This window comes from Microbacterium sp. 4-7 (genome assembly GCF_014332665.1).
GTDB lineage: Bacteria > Actinomycetota > Actinomycetes > Actinomycetales > Microbacteriaceae > Microbacterium.
In genome coordinates, this window is sequence record NZ_MCRH01000004.1 from 60,516 (window position 1) to 75,897 (window position 15,382).

Consider the following 15,382-nt stretch of genomic DNA (forward strand, 5'->3'; position numbering starts at 1 on the left):
CGCTCTCGATTCCGCCGACCAGGAGACGCCGGGCCGTGACAGGCGGATGTCTCTCGGCGCGCACCTGATCGAGCTCCGTAAGCGTCTGTTCATCGCGGCTGGTGCCCTGGTGGTCGGCATGATCATCGCCTTCTTCGTGACAGGGCCGATCATCGACCTGCTCTCGGTGCCGATCGCCACGATCGCGGAGCAGCAGGGGCGCGAGTACACCGGTCTGAATTTCACCACCGTGACGAGCGGGTTCGATCTGCGCATGCGGATCGCCTTCGCAATCGGACTCCTGATCTCCGCGCCGGTGTGGCTGTGGCAGGTCTGGGCTTTCGTCATGCCGGGGCTCACGAAGAAGGAGACCCAGTACACCTGGGGATTCCTCGGGGCGGCCATCCCGCTGTTCTTCGGCGGCTGCACGGTCGCGTTCTTCGTGCTTCCGCATGTGATCGAAGTCATGGCGTCGTTCGTCCCCACCGGCATGGCGCAGTTCTTCGACTACTCCACCTACTACGACTTCGTCTTCAAGTTCCTGCTCGTGCTCGGCATCGCCTTCGTGCTGCCTGTCTTCCTGGTGGCACTCAATCTCGCCGGCATCATGTCCGGCCGCGACATCCTGAAGGGCTGGCGCGTCGCCATCCTGGTGTGCACGATCTTTGCCGCCGTCACGACTCCGCCTGCTGATGTGTTCTCGATGCTGCTGCTGATGGGATCGATGATCGTGCTGTACTTCGCGGCGACCTTCATCTCGATGCTCTTCGACCGACGCAAGCGCAAGCGCGACGCCGCTGCAGGCATCGAACCCGTGGCCGTATGAGCTCGCCGGCCGAACGATACGCCGCGGCTCGACAGGCGGCAGGGCACCCGGCGACCGTCGCCTTCGCTGCGAACCAGAAGTTCGAGCTCGACCCCTTCCAGGTCGAAGGATGCCACGCACTCGAAGACGGCCAGAGCGTGCTCGTCGCCGCGCCGACCGGTGCAGGCAAGACGATCGTCGGCGAGTTCGCCATCCATCTCGCGATGCAGACTCCACGGGACAAGGCCTTCTACACGACGCCGATGAAGGCGCTCTCGAATCAGAAGTTCCGCGAGCTGGTCGATGTGTACGGCCCGGACGACGTCGGTCTGCTCACCGGCGACACGAACATCAACGGCAACGCCCGGATCGTCGTGATGACGACCGAGGTGCTGCGCAACATGATCTACGCCGACTCGGCCGCGCTCCGGGACCTCCGCTACGTCATCATGGACGAGGTCCACTACCTCGCGGATCGTTTCCGCGGGGCAGTGTGGGAGGAGGTGATCATCCACCTGCCGCAGCACGTGCGGCTGGTCTCCTTGAGCGCCACCGTCTCGAACGCCGAGGAGTTCGGGGACTGGCTCGACACCGTGCGCGGGGACACCGAGGTGATCGTCTCGGAGATCCGTCCGGTTCCGCTCGAGCAGCACGTGCTCGTCCGTGATGATCTGCTGCCACTCTTCGACGATCGGGCGGGGATCGCGACCGCACAGGTCAATCAGGAGCTGATGCGGATCCGCTCCTTCACCGGCTCCAACTACGACAACAACCGTTCGGCGCAGGAGTATCGCAGCAATCGTCATGCCGGCCGACAGGCGCAGCGCCCGCCACGAGGCGGACGTCGCCCCGTCCGTTCCGCGAATGTGCGTCGGATCGAGCGCATGGATCGCCCGGACGTGGTGCGGCTGCTCGAGCAGGCCAATCTCCTGCCTGCCATCTTCTTCATCTTCAGCAGAGTCGGGTGCGATGCGGCGGTGCAGCAGGTCCGGAGATCGGGCGTGCGGCTGACGTCGACCGAGGAGCGCGCGGAGATCCGAGCGATCGTCGAGGACCGGACCCGTTCGCTGCAGGATGAGGACCTCGGTGTGCTGGGCTACTGGGAGTGGCTCGAGAACCTCGAGCGCGGTGTGGCTGCGCACCACGCGGGTCTGCTGCCGGCCTTCAAGGAGGTCGTCGAGGACCTCTTCAAGCGCAAGCTCGTGAAGGTCGTCTTCGCCACCGAGACCCTGGCTCTGGGCATCAACATGCCCGCGAGAACCGTCGTTCTCGAGAAGATGGAGAAGTTCAACGGCGAGGCCCGAGTCGCGATCACATCGGGGGAGTACACGCAGCTCACCGGTCGCGCGGGACGACGCGGCATCGACGTCGAAGGTCACGCGGTGGTGCAGTGGACCGAGGGCATGGATCCGCAGGCGGTCGCGGCCCTCGCGTCTCGCCGCACCTATCCGCTGAACTCCAGCTTCCGGCCGACGTACAACATGGCCGTCAACCTGATCGACCTGTTCGGCAAGCCCCGGGCCCGCGAAGTGCTCGAGTCGTCTTTCGCGCAGTTCCAGGCCGACCGCGCAGTCGTCGGACTGGCGAGACAGGTCCGCGAAGCGGAGGAGTCGCTGGACGGGTACAAGGCGGCGATGGTCTGCGATCACGGCGACTTCCTCGATTACGCCTCCATCCGCCGCGAGCTGAGCGATCTCGAGAAGAAGAACCGCCAGGACTCGAACGCGACGCGCACATCGCGTGACAAGCGCATGAAGCAGATCCACAGCCTCCGCACGCGCATGCAGCGTCACGGATGCCATCGATGCCCTGATCGCGAAGCCCACGCGCGCTGGGCCGAGCGGTACTGGAAGCTCAAGCGTCAGAACGATCGCATCCGCCGACAGATCGAGACGAGGACCGGCACGGTGGCGCGCGTCTTCGATCGCGTCGTCGAGGTGCTCGAGACCCTGGACTATCTCCACCGAGACGACGAGGGCGAGACAACGCTCACCGAGGCCGGGCGGACGATGCGCCGGATCTACGGCGAACGCGATCTGCTGGTGGCCGAATCTCTCAGGCAGGGGCTGTGGAACGGTCTCGACGCGCCGTCTCTCGCTGCGATGGCGTGCTGCCTCGTCTACGAGCCTCGTCGCGACGAGGCGAATGCGGGGGAGCGGGACCTGCCCCGAGGTGCCTTCCGCGCAGCGTACGAGAAGACGACGACCCTGTGGGCCGAGCTGGACGACCTCGAGAAGGACCACCATCTGCCGGGATCCGAGCCTCTGTCGGCGGGCCTCGCCGGTGCGATGCACTCGTGGGCGCGAGGAGGGATGCTGGACCGCGTCCTCGTGGACGCAGACATGGCGGCCGGCGACTTCGTGCGATGGGCCAAACAGACGATCGATCTGCTCGATCAGCTCTCGATCGTCGCGGAAGACGGTGCGCTGGCCCGCAACGCCCGCGTGGCTCTGGACGGCGTCCGTCGCGGCATCGTCGCCTATTCCTCGATGTGAGAATAGGAAGGATGCCCGAACCCCGCGTGCCGCAGCGCCCCCTCCTGCCGCTTTCGCTCGCCCTCCCCGCTGCGGCGATGGCCGCGCTCCTGATGAATCTGTCCTATCCGTCCACTGCGGTGTGGGTGCTGGCTTTCCCGGCCACAGCGCTGCTGCTCGTGGCGCTGATCGGTCGACGGGCCGGCGGAGCTCTGGCGGTCGGACTCGTCTACGGTGTACTCTTCTTCGGACTGCTCGTGTCGTTCACATCTCGCTACCTGGGCCCGCTGCCCTGGGCGGCGCTGAGTGTCCTGGAAGGCGTGCTCACGGCGGTGGCCGTGATCCTGATCACCCTCGCCTATCGCTGGATGCCCCGAGCCTTCCCGAGCGTCTGGGCGCGGCTCCTGCTCCTTCCGGCCGTGGTGGCGGCGCTCTGGGTCGGGCGCGAGGTGTTCGTCGGCTCCTGGCCCTATGGAGGGTTCCCCTGGGCTCGTCTGGGCATGAGCCAGGCCGAGAGCCCGCTGGCTCACGTCGCGTCCTGGACCGGCGTGAGCGGTCTCAGCTTCCTGATGGTGTTCCTCGTCGCCCTCGTGATCCAGGTGGTGCGCGAACGACTCTGGCGCCGGCCGGCTGCGCTGATCGCACCGGTCGTCGTGACCGTGGTTCTGCTGCTCACACCGCTCTTCCCCACGACCACCAGCGGATCGCTGCGCATCGCGGCAGTGCAGGGGAACGGGCCGAGCGGGTATTTCGACGAGCGCGAGCCTTACTCGCTCATCGACGCGCAGACCGACGCGACCGAACCGCTCTACGGCGAGGACGTCGACCTGCTGGTCTGGCCCGAGGGGTCGCTCGACTTCGATCCGTTCCAATCGGACTCTCTGGCGAGAAGAATGAGCGCGATCGCCTCGCGTGTCGGCGCACCGCTGCTGGCGAATGCCGCCACGGAACGAGACGGTCTCTTCTACAACACGTCCATGCTCTGGACGGAAGAGGGCGCTGACGGGCAGGTCCATGACAAGCGGCATCCGGTCCCCTTCGGGGAGTACGTCCCCGACCGCGCCTTCTTCAACGCACTCGCACCCGATCTGATCGGTCTGATCCAGCGCGAGTACACCCCGGGCTCGAATCCGCCGGTCATCGACGTCGACGGTGTGAAGGTCGGGCTGGCGATCTGCTTCGACGTGATCTACGACGACGTGATCAGCGAGGGCATGGCAGACGGTGCCGAAGTGCTCGTCTTCCAGACGAACAACGCGGACTTCCGTGGGACGAATGAGAATCTGCAGCAACTCGCCGTCGCGCGGATGCGTGCGATCGAGACCGGCCGCAGCGTCGTGAACATCTCGACGGTCGGCACCAGCCAGGTGATCCGCGCGGATGGCACGACGGTCTCGAGCCTGGATGCAGGAAAGGCCGGAGCGTTGCTCGAAGATGTCGAGCTGCGCTCCGGCCTGACTGCTGGAGTCGTCCTGGGACCCTGGATCCAGGTTCTTCTGGTCTGGGGTGGACTGGGCGCGCTGGCCTTCGGGTGGTTGCGCGCCCGCAGGCGCTAGGCGCCGATCTTCTCGCGGGTCGGGTCTTCACCTGCGCCGCGGCGGGCACGGATGAAGGCGAGTCGCTCCTCGAGGAGCTCCTCGAGCTCTGCGCGGGTACGACGCTCGAGAAGCATGTCCCAGTGTGTGCGGGCGGCCTTCTCGTCCGTGGCATCGAGCGTGACGGCCTGGCCGTCGACGTTCAGGCGCGCGTCCGCTCCGCAGGAACGGCACTCCCACGTCTGGGGCGGCTCTGCGTCCGCCGAGAACATCAGGTTCGTGACATGGCCGCAGGTGTCACAGATGTAGGTGGTTTCACGGCGCTCCATGAAAACGACGCCCTCTTCGCTCTGTAGGCTCTGGGCGCCGAGTCGGATGCCGCGTAGGCTGCGATCTGCCATTGTGTGGTCCTCTCGTCGCTGTCAGGTATAACGCTCCAGCCTGTGCGCTTCATCCATACGAGCGCGTTCTCGGCGCTATTCACAGCGGAATCCCAGCGCCACAGCGTAATGGCGGCGTGGCGGTCTCAGCGGCCGATCGTGACCAGCGCGAGATCGGCGCGGTCGGTGACGATGCCGTCGACACCGAGCCGGACGAGTCGTCGCATGGAGTCCGCGTCGTTCACCGTCCACACATGAACCTCGACGCCGCGCCGGTGCGCCGCTCGGAGGAGTGCAGGCGTCAGCACCTTCACGCCGCGATGCCGCTCAGGAATCTGCAGCACGTCGATGTCGAGCAGAGCGCGGCCGGGGGAGAGGCGCAGAGCGGAGAGAGCGCGGACCGCGGCGATGGTGCGGCTGCCGCCCGACGTCGCCGGTCGGAGCGGAGCCCCCGCGCGCAGGACCGCTGCGATCGTCGCACGTCGGTTCGCATCGGAGAAGCTGGTCACGAGAACTCGGTGCGTGTGGTCCGCCAGGAGGGGGCCGAGGGGTGCTGCCGCGTCGACGGTCTTGACGTCGATGTTGAAGCGCGTGGTCGGGAAGGCGGAGAGTGCGTCAGCGACCGTGAGCAGCCCGCCGTGGTCGGAGAAGATCGCGGCGAGTTCGCGGGTGCGCACTTCACCGACGGGACGGGGATCGTCGGCCAGTCTGTGCAGCGTCGCGTCGTGGAAGAGCACGACGTCACCGTCGGCCGTCACCCGGCAGTCGGTCTCGATGTACTCTGCTCCGGCGGCATGAGCGGCGGCGACGGCGGCGGCCGAGTTCTCCCAGACACCGGAGTCCCCGCCCGCCGCGGTGATCAGACCGCGGTGAGCGAGGACTCGGGGGTGACGCGCCTTGACGAAATACGGGTGCGTCACGCGCCCGGCAGGTTCGTCGGGGGCTGTCCCGGTCGCGGGGTGAACGCGGTGCCGATGCCCTTGAGCGCCTCGGTCAGCTCGCTCGGGATGATCCAGAGCTTGTTCGACTGGCCTTCGCTGATCTTCGGAAGCATCTGCAGGTACTGGTACGCGAGCAGCTTGTCGTCAGGCTCGCCCTGGTGGATGGCGGTGAACACGTTCTGGATCGCTTCGGCCTCACCCTGGGCGCGCAGCACGGCGGCCTGCTTGTCGCCCTCTGCGCGGAGGATCTCGGCCTGTCGCGCACCTTCGGCCTCGAGGATCGCCGACTGCTTGGTTCCCTCAGCCGTGAGGATCGCCGCTCGACGGTCCCGCTCGGCGCGCATCTGCTTCTCCATCGAGTCCTGGATGGAGATGGGCGGGTCGATGGCCTTCAGCTCGACGCGGCCGACGCGGATTCCCCACTTGCCCGTCGCCTCGTCGAGCACGACGCGAAGCTGTCCGTTGATGTTGTCACGACTGGTCAGGGCCTCCTCGAGGTTGAGTCCACCGACCACATTTCGCAGTGTCGTCGTCGTCAGCTGCTCGACGGCGCCCAGGTAGTTGGCGATCTCGTATGTCGCAGCGCGAGCATCGGTCACCTGGAAGTAGACGACGGTGTCGATCGAGACCACCAGGTTGTCCTCGGTGATCACGGGCTGCGGTGGGAAGGAAACGACCTGCTCGCGCATGTCGATGAGGGGACGCAGCCGGTCGATGAACGGCACCAGGATGTTCAGACCCGGCGTCAGTGTCTTGTGATATCGGCCCAGGCGCTCGACCACGCCGGCCGTGGCCTGGGGGATGATGCGGATGGAGCGAGCCAGCGTGACCACCACGAAGATGATGATCGCGATGACGAGGATCCACCCGATCGCTGCGGGGATGAACGATGCATCGTCCAAGAGACTCTCCTAGTCGTTGACGGGACGGACGGTCGCGGTCGCGCCGTTGATCGTCATGACGGCGATCGGTGATCCTTGCGGGATCGGCACGGCTCCGGCGGTGCGGGCGGTCCAGGTGTCGCCGTTGCTCAGCTTCACCTGGCCGGAGATCTGGGTGATGTCCTGCAGCGCGATGCCTCGGAGATCGAGAAGCGCGTCGACGTTGGACTTGGTCGGGTCCTCGCCTCGATGCAGGCGTTTGATCAGCGGCGGACGCAGGAACAGGATGAAGAGCGCGGCCGCCGCGGCGGCGATCAGCACCTGTACCCAGACCGGGATGCCGAGGAAGTCCGTGACGAGCCCGACGACGCTGCCGAAGCTCAGCATCAGGAAGGTGAAGTCGAGAGTCAGCATCTCGATCACGAGGAAGATGGCGATCAGGATCAGCCAACCGATCCATGCCCATTGGTCGATGAACTGAACGAATGTCGCGAAGTTGTCCATGCGGCCTCCTTTGCGGTCAACCTATCACGCAGGTCGAGCCCGGTCCCGGCTGGACGGGGCCGGCTTGATAGTCTGAAAGCGCCGTGTCATCACGGCGAATCACGCATCAGAGGAGTCACTGTGACCGACGTTCTTCCCGCAGGTTCTCTCGAGGGCAAGGTCGCCCTCGTCACCGGCTCGTCTCGAGGCATCGGGGCGGACACCGTGCGCTACCTCGCCGAGGCCGGCGCCGACGTGGTGATCAACTTCCGCAACAAGGCCCCACGTGCAGAGAAGCTCGCCGGGCAGCTGCGCGAGCTGGGCCGCCGCGTGCTGGTCGTCGGTGCCGACCTGACCGACCCCGCGTCCGTCGGCGAGATGTTCGATGCGGTGAAGGCCGAGTTCGGACGCCTCGACGTCCTCGTCCTCAATGCCTCCGGCGGCATGGAATCGGGAATGGCCGAGGACTACGCCCTGACCCTCAACCGCGACGCGCAGCTGAACGTCCTCGATGCGGCTGTTCCGCTGCTCGGCGACGGCGCGCGGGTCGTCTTCGTCACGAGCCACCAGGCGCACTTCATCCGCACCACCCCGACCATGCCGGAGTACGAGCCCGTCGCCCTGTCGAAGCGTGCCGGAGAAGACGCGCTCCGCGAGCGGATCCCCGGGCTCGCGGAGAAGGGCATCGGCTTCACCGTGGTGTCCGGAGACATGATCGAAGGCACGATCACCGCGACTCTGCTCGAGCGCGCCAACCCTGGAGCGATCGCGGAGCGGCGCGAATCCGCCGGCAAGCTCTACAACGTGTCGGAGTTCGCCGCGGAGGTCGCTCGCGCGGCAATCGACGCTGTCCCCGCCGACAACACGCGTCTCGTCGGCGATGTGAGCGCATTCGCCGCGGAGTGAGCGGCTGATAGCACCGAAAGAGCCCCGTCCGCGTGGACGGGGCTCTTCGCGTTGCGGGGAGGATCAGAGCGCGGAGTCGGCCTTCGCCGATGCCACGAACTCCTTCGCGTCCTTGCCCAGTGTGATCGCGCGCACGATCTGCACGATCCCGAGGACGACGAGCGAGATGCCGAGCACCAGCCAGAGCACGGCTGCCGCGTACAGGGGCGAGAAGAGGACGACGATACCGGCGATGATGCTGAGCAGAGCGTAAAGCAGCGTCCAGACTCGCGAGCCGTCCTTTCCGAGAAGCGACAACGCCACCACTCCGTCGACGATCCAGCTGATGCCGATGAAGATGACGACGACGAGCGCGAGAGTGGCAGCGGCGACGCCGAGGTTCGCGAACGCGATGACGCCGGCCACGATGTACACGAGGCCCAGCACGATGTGCCCGACTCGAGCCCACCCGCCCTTCACGCGCGAGAAGATGCCGAGCCCGATGTAGACGAGGCCCGCGATCACGAGGTAGGTGGCGAAGATGCCCGTCACGATGACGGCGGACTTGGCGGGCCAGACGAGCAGGACGATGCCCGCGATCAGTGCGATGACACCGGAGACGGCCAGGACGACTCGAATGGACTTGAACAGCGATTTCGCTTCGGAAGCGAGGGAATCAGTCATGGTGGGGACCCTTTCTGAGAAAATCCTGTGAGGGATGCTGACAGAGTAGCGCTGTCCGGTGACGGATGGGGGAACCCGATATCGATATGTCGCCGACGTTCACACTCCGTCACGCGCGGTCATGGCAAAATCAGGGGGTGACCTCGGACGATGACGCGCGGCTCCGCGAGCTCGTCGTGATGCGCAAGGTGCGGGATCGGATCGACCGCGAGTACGCCACGCCTCTCGATGTGGAGGCGCTCGCCCGCGGAGCACACATGTCGGCCGGCCATCTCAGCAGGCGCTTCAAGGAGACCTACGGCGAGTCGCCATACTCCTATCTGATGACGCGGCGGATCGAGCGCGCGATGGCTCTGCTGCGCCGCGGCGACCTCAGCGTCACCGAGGTGTGCTTCGAAGTCGGATGCTCATCGCTGGGCACGTTCAGCACTCGATTCACGGAACTGGTCGGTGTCCCACCCCGCGTGTATCGTGAGCGCGCCGCCGACGTCGACGGTATTCCGACGTTCCAGGCGAAGCACGTCATCCGACCGATCAGGAATCAAGAAGCGCCGCGCACGGGCGCGCACCTAACGTGAGTCTCATGAACATCAGCATCCACTACGCATTCCTTCCGCACACCGATGCCGAGGCGGCTCTCGGTTTCTACCGTGACGCCCTCGGCTTCGAGGTGCGCAACGACGTCGGCTACGACGGCCTGCGGTGGCTCACGGTCGGTCCCGCGGGGCAGCCGGAGACGTCGATCGTGCTGCACCCGCCGGCAACCGATCCCGGGATCACGGACGCCGAGCGCCAGACGATCCTCGAACTCATCGCGAAGGGCAGCTACGGCGCGCTGACTCTCGCGAGCGACGATCTCGACGCGGTGTTCGAGCGACTTGTCGACAACGGCGCCGATGTGGTGCAGGAGCCCATGGACCAGCCCTACGGCGTGCGCGACTGCGCCTTCCGAGACCCCGCAGGCAACCTGCTCCGAATCAACCAGGCCGGCTGACCCCGGTCGCTACTCGAGGATCACCATGACGACGCACCCCGCTGACGGCCACGACATCATCCGCGTACAGGGTGCGCGCGAGAACAACCTCAAAGAGGTGAGCGTCGACATTCCCAAGCGTCGCCTCACCGTCTTCACCGGAGTCTCCGGATCCGGCAAGAGCTCGCTGGTCTTCGACACGATCGCCGCCGAGTCACGGCGCATGATCGACGAGACGTACAGCGCGTTCGTCCAGGGCTTCATGCCGTCGGTCCCGCGTCCGGACGTCGACGTGCTCGAGGGACTCACGACCTCGATCATCGTCGATCAGGAGCGTCTCGGCGCGAATCCGCGATCCACCGTCGGGACGGTCACCGACGCGAACGCCATGCTGCGCATCCTCTTCAGCAAGCTCGGTGACCCCTACATCGGAGGCCCGACGGCGTTCTCGTTCAACATCCCGACTCAGAAGGCCAGCGGAGTGATGACGGGGCCGGGCGGCGAGAAGAAGATCGTCAAGGACGCCATCTACCTCGGCGGCATGTGCCCTCGATGCGAGGGCAGGGGAGCGGTGTCGGATCTCGACCTCGCGCAGATCGTCGACGAGTCGAAGTCTCTCGACGAGGGAGCGATTATGGTTCCCGGCTACACGGCGGACGGCTGGATGGTGAAGGGCTTCTCCGCATCGGGCTTCTATCCCGCCGACAAGCCGGTCTCGGAGTTCACCGAGAAGCAGCGACAGCTCTTCCTCTACGGTGAGGTCACCAAGGTCAAGATCTCGGGCATCAACATGACGTACGAGGGGTTGATCCCCAAGATCACGAAGTCGATGCTCTCGAAAGACCTCGACGCGCTGCAGCCGCACATCCGCGCCTTCGTCGAACGCGTGGCGACGTTCGCGACATGCCCGGAGTGCGATGGCACCCGCCTCACCGAAGGAGCGAGGTCCTCCAAGATCGACGGCATCAGCATCGCCGATGCCTGCCGCATGCAGGTGACCGATCTCGCCGAGTGGGTGAGAGGCTTGGAACTCCCCGGGGCGGCGCCCCTGCTCGAGGCGCTGAGCGCGAACCTCGACGCGTTCGTCACGCTCGGCCTAGGATACCTGAGCCTCGAGCGTCCATCGGGGACGCTCTCCGGGGGAGAGGCGCAGCGCATCAAGATGCTGCGTCACCTCGGCTCGTCTCTCACCGATGTCACGTACGTGTTCGACGAGCCGACCATCGGCCTCCACCCGCATGACATCCAGCGGATGAACACCCTCCTGCTGCGCCTGCGCGACAAGGGCAACACCGTGCTGGTGGTGGAACACAAGCCGGAGACCATCGCCATCGGAGACCACGTGGTGGATCTCGGTCCCGGCGCCGGAAGCGCCGGCGGTGAGATCTGCTTCGAGGGGACCATCGAGGGATTGAAGGCCAGCGGAACCCGCACCGGCGCCCACCTCGACGATCGAGCCGCGCTGAAGGATTCGGTGCGCAGTGCCACCGGCGCGATCGAGATCCGAGGCGCCTCGGCCAACAACCTGCAGAACGTCGATGTCGACATCCCCACCGGGATCCTCACCGTCGTGACCGGGGTCGCGGGTTCCGGCAAGAGCTCCCTGATCCACGGGTCCGTGTCGAAGCGCGAGGGGGTCGTGGCGATCGACCAGGGCGCGATCAAGGGATCACGGCGCAGCAATCCCGCCACCTACACGGGCATGCTCGAACCGATCCGCAAGGCGTTCGCCAAAGCCAACGGCGTCAAGCCGGCCCTGTTCAGCGCGAACTCCGAGGGTGCCTGCCCGACCTGCAAGGGCGCCGGTGTCATCATCACCGAACTCGGGTTCATGGACACGATAGAGACACCCTGCGAGGACTGCGGCGGCAAGCGCTTCCAGGCTGCCGTCCTCGAGTACAAGCTGGCGGGCAAGGACATCACCGAGGTCTTGGATCTCCCGGTCGCCGAGGCACGGGTGTTCTTCTCCGAGGGGGAGGCGAAGCTGCCGGCGGCAGCGACGATCCTCGGACGCCTCGAAGATGTGGGCCTCGGTTACCTATCGCTGGGACAGCCGCTGTCCACCTTGTCCGGAGGCGAACGCCAGCGCATCAAGCTGGCCATCCAGATGGGGGAGAAGGGCGACACGTACGTGCTCGACGAGCCGACCACGGGGCTCCACCTCGCTGACGTCCAGAACATCCTCGGACTGCTCGATCGACTCGTCGAATCCGGAAAGACCGTGATCGTGATCGAGCATCACCAGGCTGTGATGGCGCACGCCGACTGGATCATCGACGTCGGTCCCGGCGCGGGCCACGATGGCGGCCGCATCGTCTTCGAGGGAAGCCCCGCAGAACTCGTGGCTGCGCGATCGACGGTCACGGGCGAGCATCTGGCAGAGTACGTCGGCGCGTAGAGCGGGCGGCTGGCGCCATGTCACGAGCCGTGTCGCCAGATGAGTACGAACCTTCGCGACGAGCGATCAGTCCTTGCGTGCGACCACGGTGTACGTGCAGGGGAGAAGGTTCCGTTCCGCTTCAGGCCAGGCATACCCGCCGGGGACCTCGACCATCCGAGGACTGAACCGCCAGGGGAGTGTTCGCCCCTCGTCGAAGTGCAGAAGATGAAGGCCCGCTTTCAACAGCGACCCCAGGATCTCCGAGAGCGGGTGCGGCCATTCGTACGTGCGCGGGTGCGCGACCTTGCCGTCCCCGGCGTAGGTCGATTCGTCGTCCCATCGCTGCGCCCGGCCGTCACCGAAATACGGGTAGCGGGTCACGAGCGTCGGCGCATCTTCGTCGAGCGCGTACAGAGCAGGATGTCCGTCGCGGATGAAGAACGTGCCTCCCGGACGCAGCAGGCCGACGATCTGAGCGGCCCAGCGGTCGAGGTCGTCCAACCAGGTGATCGTGCCGATGCTCGTGTAGACGACATCGAAGTCACCCGTCACGGCTGCGCGTGCGTCGAGGACGTCCGTCTCGATCCATGTCGCCGAAACCCCCGTGCGCTCGGCCAGCGCTTCGGCCGCAGCAAGGGCCGGCGCCGAGAAGTCGACGCCGGTGACGGTCGCTCCCGCACGGGCCAGCGAGACGGAGTCGGTACCGATATGGCATTGCAGATGGCACAGGTCGAGTCCCGTGATTCTGCCGTCGGGCAGGAATCGGCGAAGCACCGGGAGATCGGCACTGACGACGTCGCTGAGATGCGAAGGATCGTCGAACTCGTCGAGACCGTAGGCGACCTCATGCAGCGGGACGCGATCGTTCCAGTTGTCCTGATTGGCGTCGCGGGCGACCGTCCAATCGATGTCGATGTTGCTACCGTTCACGCCTAGAGCCTAGCGATGCGCTCGCATCGTTCTCGTAGCAAACAACGAGTCGCGGATCAAGGGAGATCTTGTCGACGGCGACATCCTCTAGAAAAGCAGCATGCAGAAGATCATCTACGCCGGAGATGAGTACCTCACTGGAGATGCGATCGCCGATGCGCTGCTGGCTTACAGCCGAGCACTGGGAGACGATGAGCGTGCCGAGATCGTCGAGATCCCGGTGCGGGAGAACGACGGCGGCACAGCAGTCGCGAAGTTCCTCATCGGTCCAGCGAGCCAGATCGTGTCCAAGGAGGCCACTGGCGAGGGTCCGGAGATCGAGGATCCCGAACTCGTCGAGCGACTGCGACAGCGCACCCGTTCTATCGAGTCTCCGACGAGTCAGCCGCTGGAGATCGAGTATCCACCCGGATACGACCTCGAATGACACCGGCCGTCCCGCGGCGTTCTGGACGACGGCGCAGCGGGAGCCATCGAAATGGGTAATAGCCGATAATGCACATTATGTCAGTTCGAGGGAGAAGCGCCCTCTCCCGGAGGCCTGCGCGTCACCAGGGCGTACCCCTCAGATCGACGTCCTCCGGCGGCCATCGCGAGTCAGATGCGTCGTGGATCAGTATGGGAGCTCCGAAGGGCTCGGTCGCGTCGGAACCGTCGGCGATCGATATGTGACGTTCTAGCGCGCGGATCCGCCTCCAGCCGGTGCTCTCATAGAAAGGCACGACCGCCTCACGGCATCCGAGGTATCCGAAGTCGACCAGCGCGTCGTCCCGCATCGCCTGCTGGGCACGCGCCATCACCCGTCGCCCGACCCCACTGCCGCGCCAGTCGGAATGCACGAGGACTCCCCCGGTTCCGGCGACGACGATCTCGTGGCCGCCTGCACTGATCGTGCGTCGCTGAAAGCCGACATGCGCGATCACGATCCGGCCGATCGACAGCATCACATGAACATGCGCCGGCGAATACCCGTACGGGCGGTCAGGATTCCAGGCGCCGTGCGTCACGCGGTACTCGGAGTCGAAGAGTTTGCCGAGCGCTGACAACTGCGATGTGGAAAGATCCTGATGCTCGACGAGCTCGGTGCGTTCGACTGGGGTGTGCTCGGTCCCGAGGTCGCGGACCGTGATGAGGGTGCGACCGTGCTCGCTGACGCGGCCCGATCGGCCCGAATCCACGAACCCCAGCTTGTCGAGCACGCGACGCGAACTCACGTTCCACTCCCAGACTCCCGCCCACGCACGGCGATAGCCCGCTTCGGCAGCCCACCGCAGGACCGCCGTCGCGGCCTCCGTGGCATATCCGCGATTGTGCACGGCCTGGAGGAGCTCGAACGCTACCTCGGGCTCCTGATCGTTGCCGTTCGCGTCGAAGACCAGCCCGCAGTATCCGTAAATCTCCCCTGACACCGCGTCCTCCACTGTGAGCAGGCTCGATCGCTCCGAGGCCGGATCGGTGATGTGCGCGGCGATGTCGGACGCCGTCGGGTGTCCGGCTGCGTCCAGCTTCCGGTGCGCCGGCACGCGCTCATCCCGCTCGGTCCAGAGCGTGTGGAAGACGGTCGCGTCGGTGGCGGTCTGCGGCCGAAGGATCAGGCGCGCCGTCCGCAGGCGACCAGAAAGGGGTCTTGCGCCCGCTCGGCCGGATGTGTTCGTCACGGGGCCTCGGGGTTCTCGGCCGCCAGCGTGTCGATCATCTGGGCTCCTCCAGTCCTGCAGCGACCACTTCGAGTCGATCGGTACGGGAATCCCAGATTCGGCGCTGAGCGTCGAGCCAGTCCCCCACGGTGGCGAGTCGATCGCGGTCGAGGCTGCAGGTGCGCACGCGTCCGCGCTTGGTCGTGCGGATGAGACCATTCCCCTCCAGCGTGCGCACGTGCTTCATGAAAGAGGGCAGCGTGATCGCGAACGACTTCGCCAACTCCCCCACGCTCGCCGGACCCGATCCGAGAATCCGGATCACTTCCCGCCGCGTCGGGTCCGCGAGCGCGAGGAACACTCCGTTCACGTCGTCATGGTTAGCCATAGAGCAAAGTATTCTGCACCTGGACGG

General features: G+C 65.9%; 16 protein-coding genes. 8 read left to right on the forward strand and 8 right to left on the reverse strand.

The genetic code is table 11. The features are described 5' to 3' along the window. Window positions 1-46: 46 nt before the first annotated feature. Genes tatC through lnt form a run of 3 tightly spaced genes read left to right on the forward strand, consistent with a single transcriptional unit; the run spans window position 47 to window position 4,814 of the window. On the forward strand, window positions 47-805 hold the full coding sequence (gene tatC, locus BEP68_RS07360; protein WP_056278720.1) for a twin-arginine translocase subunit TatC: 759 nt from the start codon (window positions 47-49) through the stop codon (window positions 803-805). Beyond that, window positions 802-3,279, forward strand: coding sequence for a DEAD/DEAH box helicase (locus BEP68_RS07365; protein WP_261987773.1), 2,478 nt, complete (start codon window positions 802-804; stop codon window positions 3,277-3,279). Before tatC ends, BEP68_RS07365 begins: the two co-directional genes overlap by 4 nt. 11 nt (window positions 3,280-3,290) lie before the next feature. Beyond that, a complete protein-coding gene (gene lnt / locus BEP68_RS07370; RefSeq protein ID WP_187249638.1) occupies window positions 3,291-4,814 on the forward strand; it encodes an apolipoprotein N-acyltransferase in 1,524 nt (507 codons plus the stop codon). On the opposite strand, the gene BEP68_RS07375 is transcribed toward lnt, so the two are convergent. The 4 genes from BEP68_RS07375 to BEP68_RS07390 form a co-directional block, all read right to left on the reverse strand. After that, window positions 4,811-5,194 carry an RNA polymerase-binding protein RbpA gene (locus BEP68_RS07375; RefSeq protein WP_053096068.1) on the reverse strand — a complete coding sequence of 128 codons (384 nt, stop codon included), beginning with the start codon at window positions 5,192-5,194 and terminating at the stop codon, window positions 4,811-4,813. The genes lnt and BEP68_RS07375 overlap by 4 nt on opposite strands. Before the next feature lie 125 nt (window positions 5,195-5,319). After that, complete coding sequence (locus BEP68_RS07380) at window positions 5,320-6,093, reverse strand: glycerophosphodiester phosphodiesterase family protein (RefSeq protein ID WP_187249639.1); 774 nt, start codon at window positions 6,091-6,093, stop codon at window positions 5,320-5,322. Next, entirely contained in the window at window positions 6,090-7,016 is a 927-nt protein-coding gene (locus BEP68_RS07385) for an SPFH domain-containing protein (RefSeq protein ID WP_053096070.1), read from the reverse strand. Before BEP68_RS07385 ends, BEP68_RS07380 begins: the two co-directional genes overlap by 4 nt. A 9-nt stretch (window positions 7,017-7,025) precedes the next feature. Then, a complete protein-coding gene (locus tag BEP68_RS07390) occupies window positions 7,026-7,499 on the reverse strand; it encodes an NfeD family protein (protein ID WP_053096071.1) in 474 nt (157 codons plus the stop codon). A gap of 120 nt (window positions 7,500-7,619) precedes the next feature. On the opposite strand from BEP68_RS07390, the gene BEP68_RS07395 reads away from it, so the two are divergent. Next, window positions 7,620-8,384: an SDR family oxidoreductase gene (locus BEP68_RS07395; RefSeq protein WP_056278725.1), complete on the forward strand. Its 765-nt coding sequence runs from the start codon at window positions 7,620-7,622 to the stop codon at window positions 8,382-8,384. A gap of 63 nt (window positions 8,385-8,447) precedes the next feature. Here BEP68_RS07395 and BEP68_RS07400 read toward each other — a convergent pair whose 3' ends face one another. Continuing rightward, a complete protein-coding gene (locus BEP68_RS07400; protein WP_053096073.1) occupies window positions 8,448-9,047 on the reverse strand; it encodes an HdeD family acid-resistance protein in 600 nt (199 codons plus the stop codon). Window positions 9,048-9,226: 179 nt separating this feature from the next. On the opposite strand from BEP68_RS07400, the gene BEP68_RS07405 reads away from it, so the two are divergent. Genes BEP68_RS07405 through BEP68_RS07415 form a run of 3 tightly spaced genes read left to right on the forward strand, consistent with a single transcriptional unit; the run spans window position 9,227 to window position 12,418 of the window. Further along, window positions 9,227-9,625, forward strand: coding sequence for a helix-turn-helix transcriptional regulator (locus tag BEP68_RS07405; RefSeq protein WP_232224559.1), 399 nt, complete (start codon window positions 9,227-9,229; stop codon window positions 9,623-9,625). A gap of 5 nt (window positions 9,626-9,630) precedes the next feature. Then, the gene (locus BEP68_RS07410; RefSeq protein WP_056279056.1) at window positions 9,631-10,041 is read left to right on the forward strand and encodes a VOC family protein; all 411 of its coding nucleotides are present in this window, start codon (window positions 9,631-9,633) and stop codon (window positions 10,039-10,041) included. 25 nt (window positions 10,042-10,066) lie between these two features. Further along, on the forward strand, window positions 10,067-12,418 hold the full coding sequence (locus tag BEP68_RS07415) for an ATP-binding cassette domain-containing protein (protein WP_056278728.1): 2,352 nt from the start codon (window positions 10,067-10,069) through the stop codon (window positions 12,416-12,418). Between the two features lie 66 nt (window positions 12,419-12,484). On the opposite strand, the gene BEP68_RS07420 is transcribed toward BEP68_RS07415, so the two are convergent. Then, window positions 12,485-13,330 (reverse strand): class I SAM-dependent methyltransferase, encoded by an 846-nt coding sequence (locus tag BEP68_RS07420; RefSeq protein WP_187249640.1) that lies wholly within the window; start codon window positions 13,328-13,330, stop codon window positions 12,485-12,487. Between the two features lie 100 nt (window positions 13,331-13,430). Here BEP68_RS07420 and BEP68_RS07425 point away from each other — a divergent pair, with 100 nt between their 5' ends. Next, window positions 13,431-13,757 carry a hypothetical protein gene (locus BEP68_RS07425; RefSeq protein ID WP_187249641.1) on the forward strand — a complete coding sequence of 109 codons (327 nt, stop codon included), beginning with the start codon at window positions 13,431-13,433 and terminating at the stop codon, window positions 13,755-13,757. A 121-nt stretch (window positions 13,758-13,878) separates the two neighbouring features. On the opposite strand, the gene BEP68_RS07430 is transcribed toward BEP68_RS07425, so the two are convergent. Next, window positions 13,879-14,988 (reverse strand): GNAT family N-acetyltransferase, encoded by a 1,110-nt coding sequence (locus BEP68_RS07430; protein WP_187249642.1) that lies wholly within the window; start codon window positions 14,986-14,988, stop codon window positions 13,879-13,881. A 34-nt stretch (window positions 14,989-15,022) separates the two neighbouring features. Further along, window positions 15,023-15,355, reverse strand: coding sequence for an ArsR/SmtB family transcription factor (locus BEP68_RS07435; RefSeq protein WP_187249643.1), 333 nt, complete (start codon window positions 15,353-15,355; stop codon window positions 15,023-15,025). Between the last annotated feature and the right edge of the window lie 27 nt (window positions 15,356-15,382).

Excerpts from the sequence above, each read along its gene's own strand:
- tatC (WP_056278720.1), top strand. The coding sequence starts at position 47 with ATGTCTCTCGGCGCGCACCTGATCGAGCTCCGTAAGCGTCTGTTCATC.
- BEP68_RS07390 (WP_053096071.1), bottom strand. The coding sequence starts at position 7,499 with ATGGACAACTTCGCGACATTCGTTCAGTTCATCGACCAATGGGCATGG.
- BEP68_RS07365 (WP_261987773.1), top strand. The coding sequence starts at position 802 with ATGAGCTCGCCGGCCGAACGATACGCCGCGGCTCGACAGGCGGCAGGG.
- BEP68_RS07400 (WP_053096073.1), bottom strand. The coding sequence starts at position 9,047 with ATGACTGATTCCCTCGCTTCCGAAGCGAAATCGCTGTTCAAGTCCATT.
- lnt (WP_187249638.1), top strand. The coding sequence starts at position 3,291 with ATGCCCGAACCCCGCGTGCCGCAGCGCCCCCTCCTGCCGCTTTCGCTC.
- BEP68_RS07425 (WP_187249641.1), top strand. The coding sequence starts at position 13,431 with ATGCAGAAGATCATCTACGCCGGAGATGAGTACCTCACTGGAGATGCG.
- BEP68_RS07435 (WP_187249643.1), bottom strand. The coding sequence starts at position 15,355 with ATGGCTAACCATGACGACGTGAACGGAGTGTTCCTCGCGCTCGCGGAC.
- BEP68_RS07405 (WP_232224559.1), top strand. The coding sequence starts at position 9,227 with ATGCGCAAGGTGCGGGATCGGATCGACCGCGAGTACGCCACGCCTCTC.
- BEP68_RS07375 (WP_053096068.1), bottom strand. The coding sequence starts at position 5,194 with ATGGCAGATCGCAGCCTACGCGGCATCCGACTCGGCGCCCAGAGCCTA.
- BEP68_RS07410 (WP_056279056.1), top strand. The coding sequence starts at position 9,631 with ATGAACATCAGCATCCACTACGCATTCCTTCCGCACACCGATGCCGAG.
- BEP68_RS07415 (WP_056278728.1), top strand. The coding sequence starts at position 10,067 with ATGACGACGCACCCCGCTGACGGCCACGACATCATCCGCGTACAGGGT.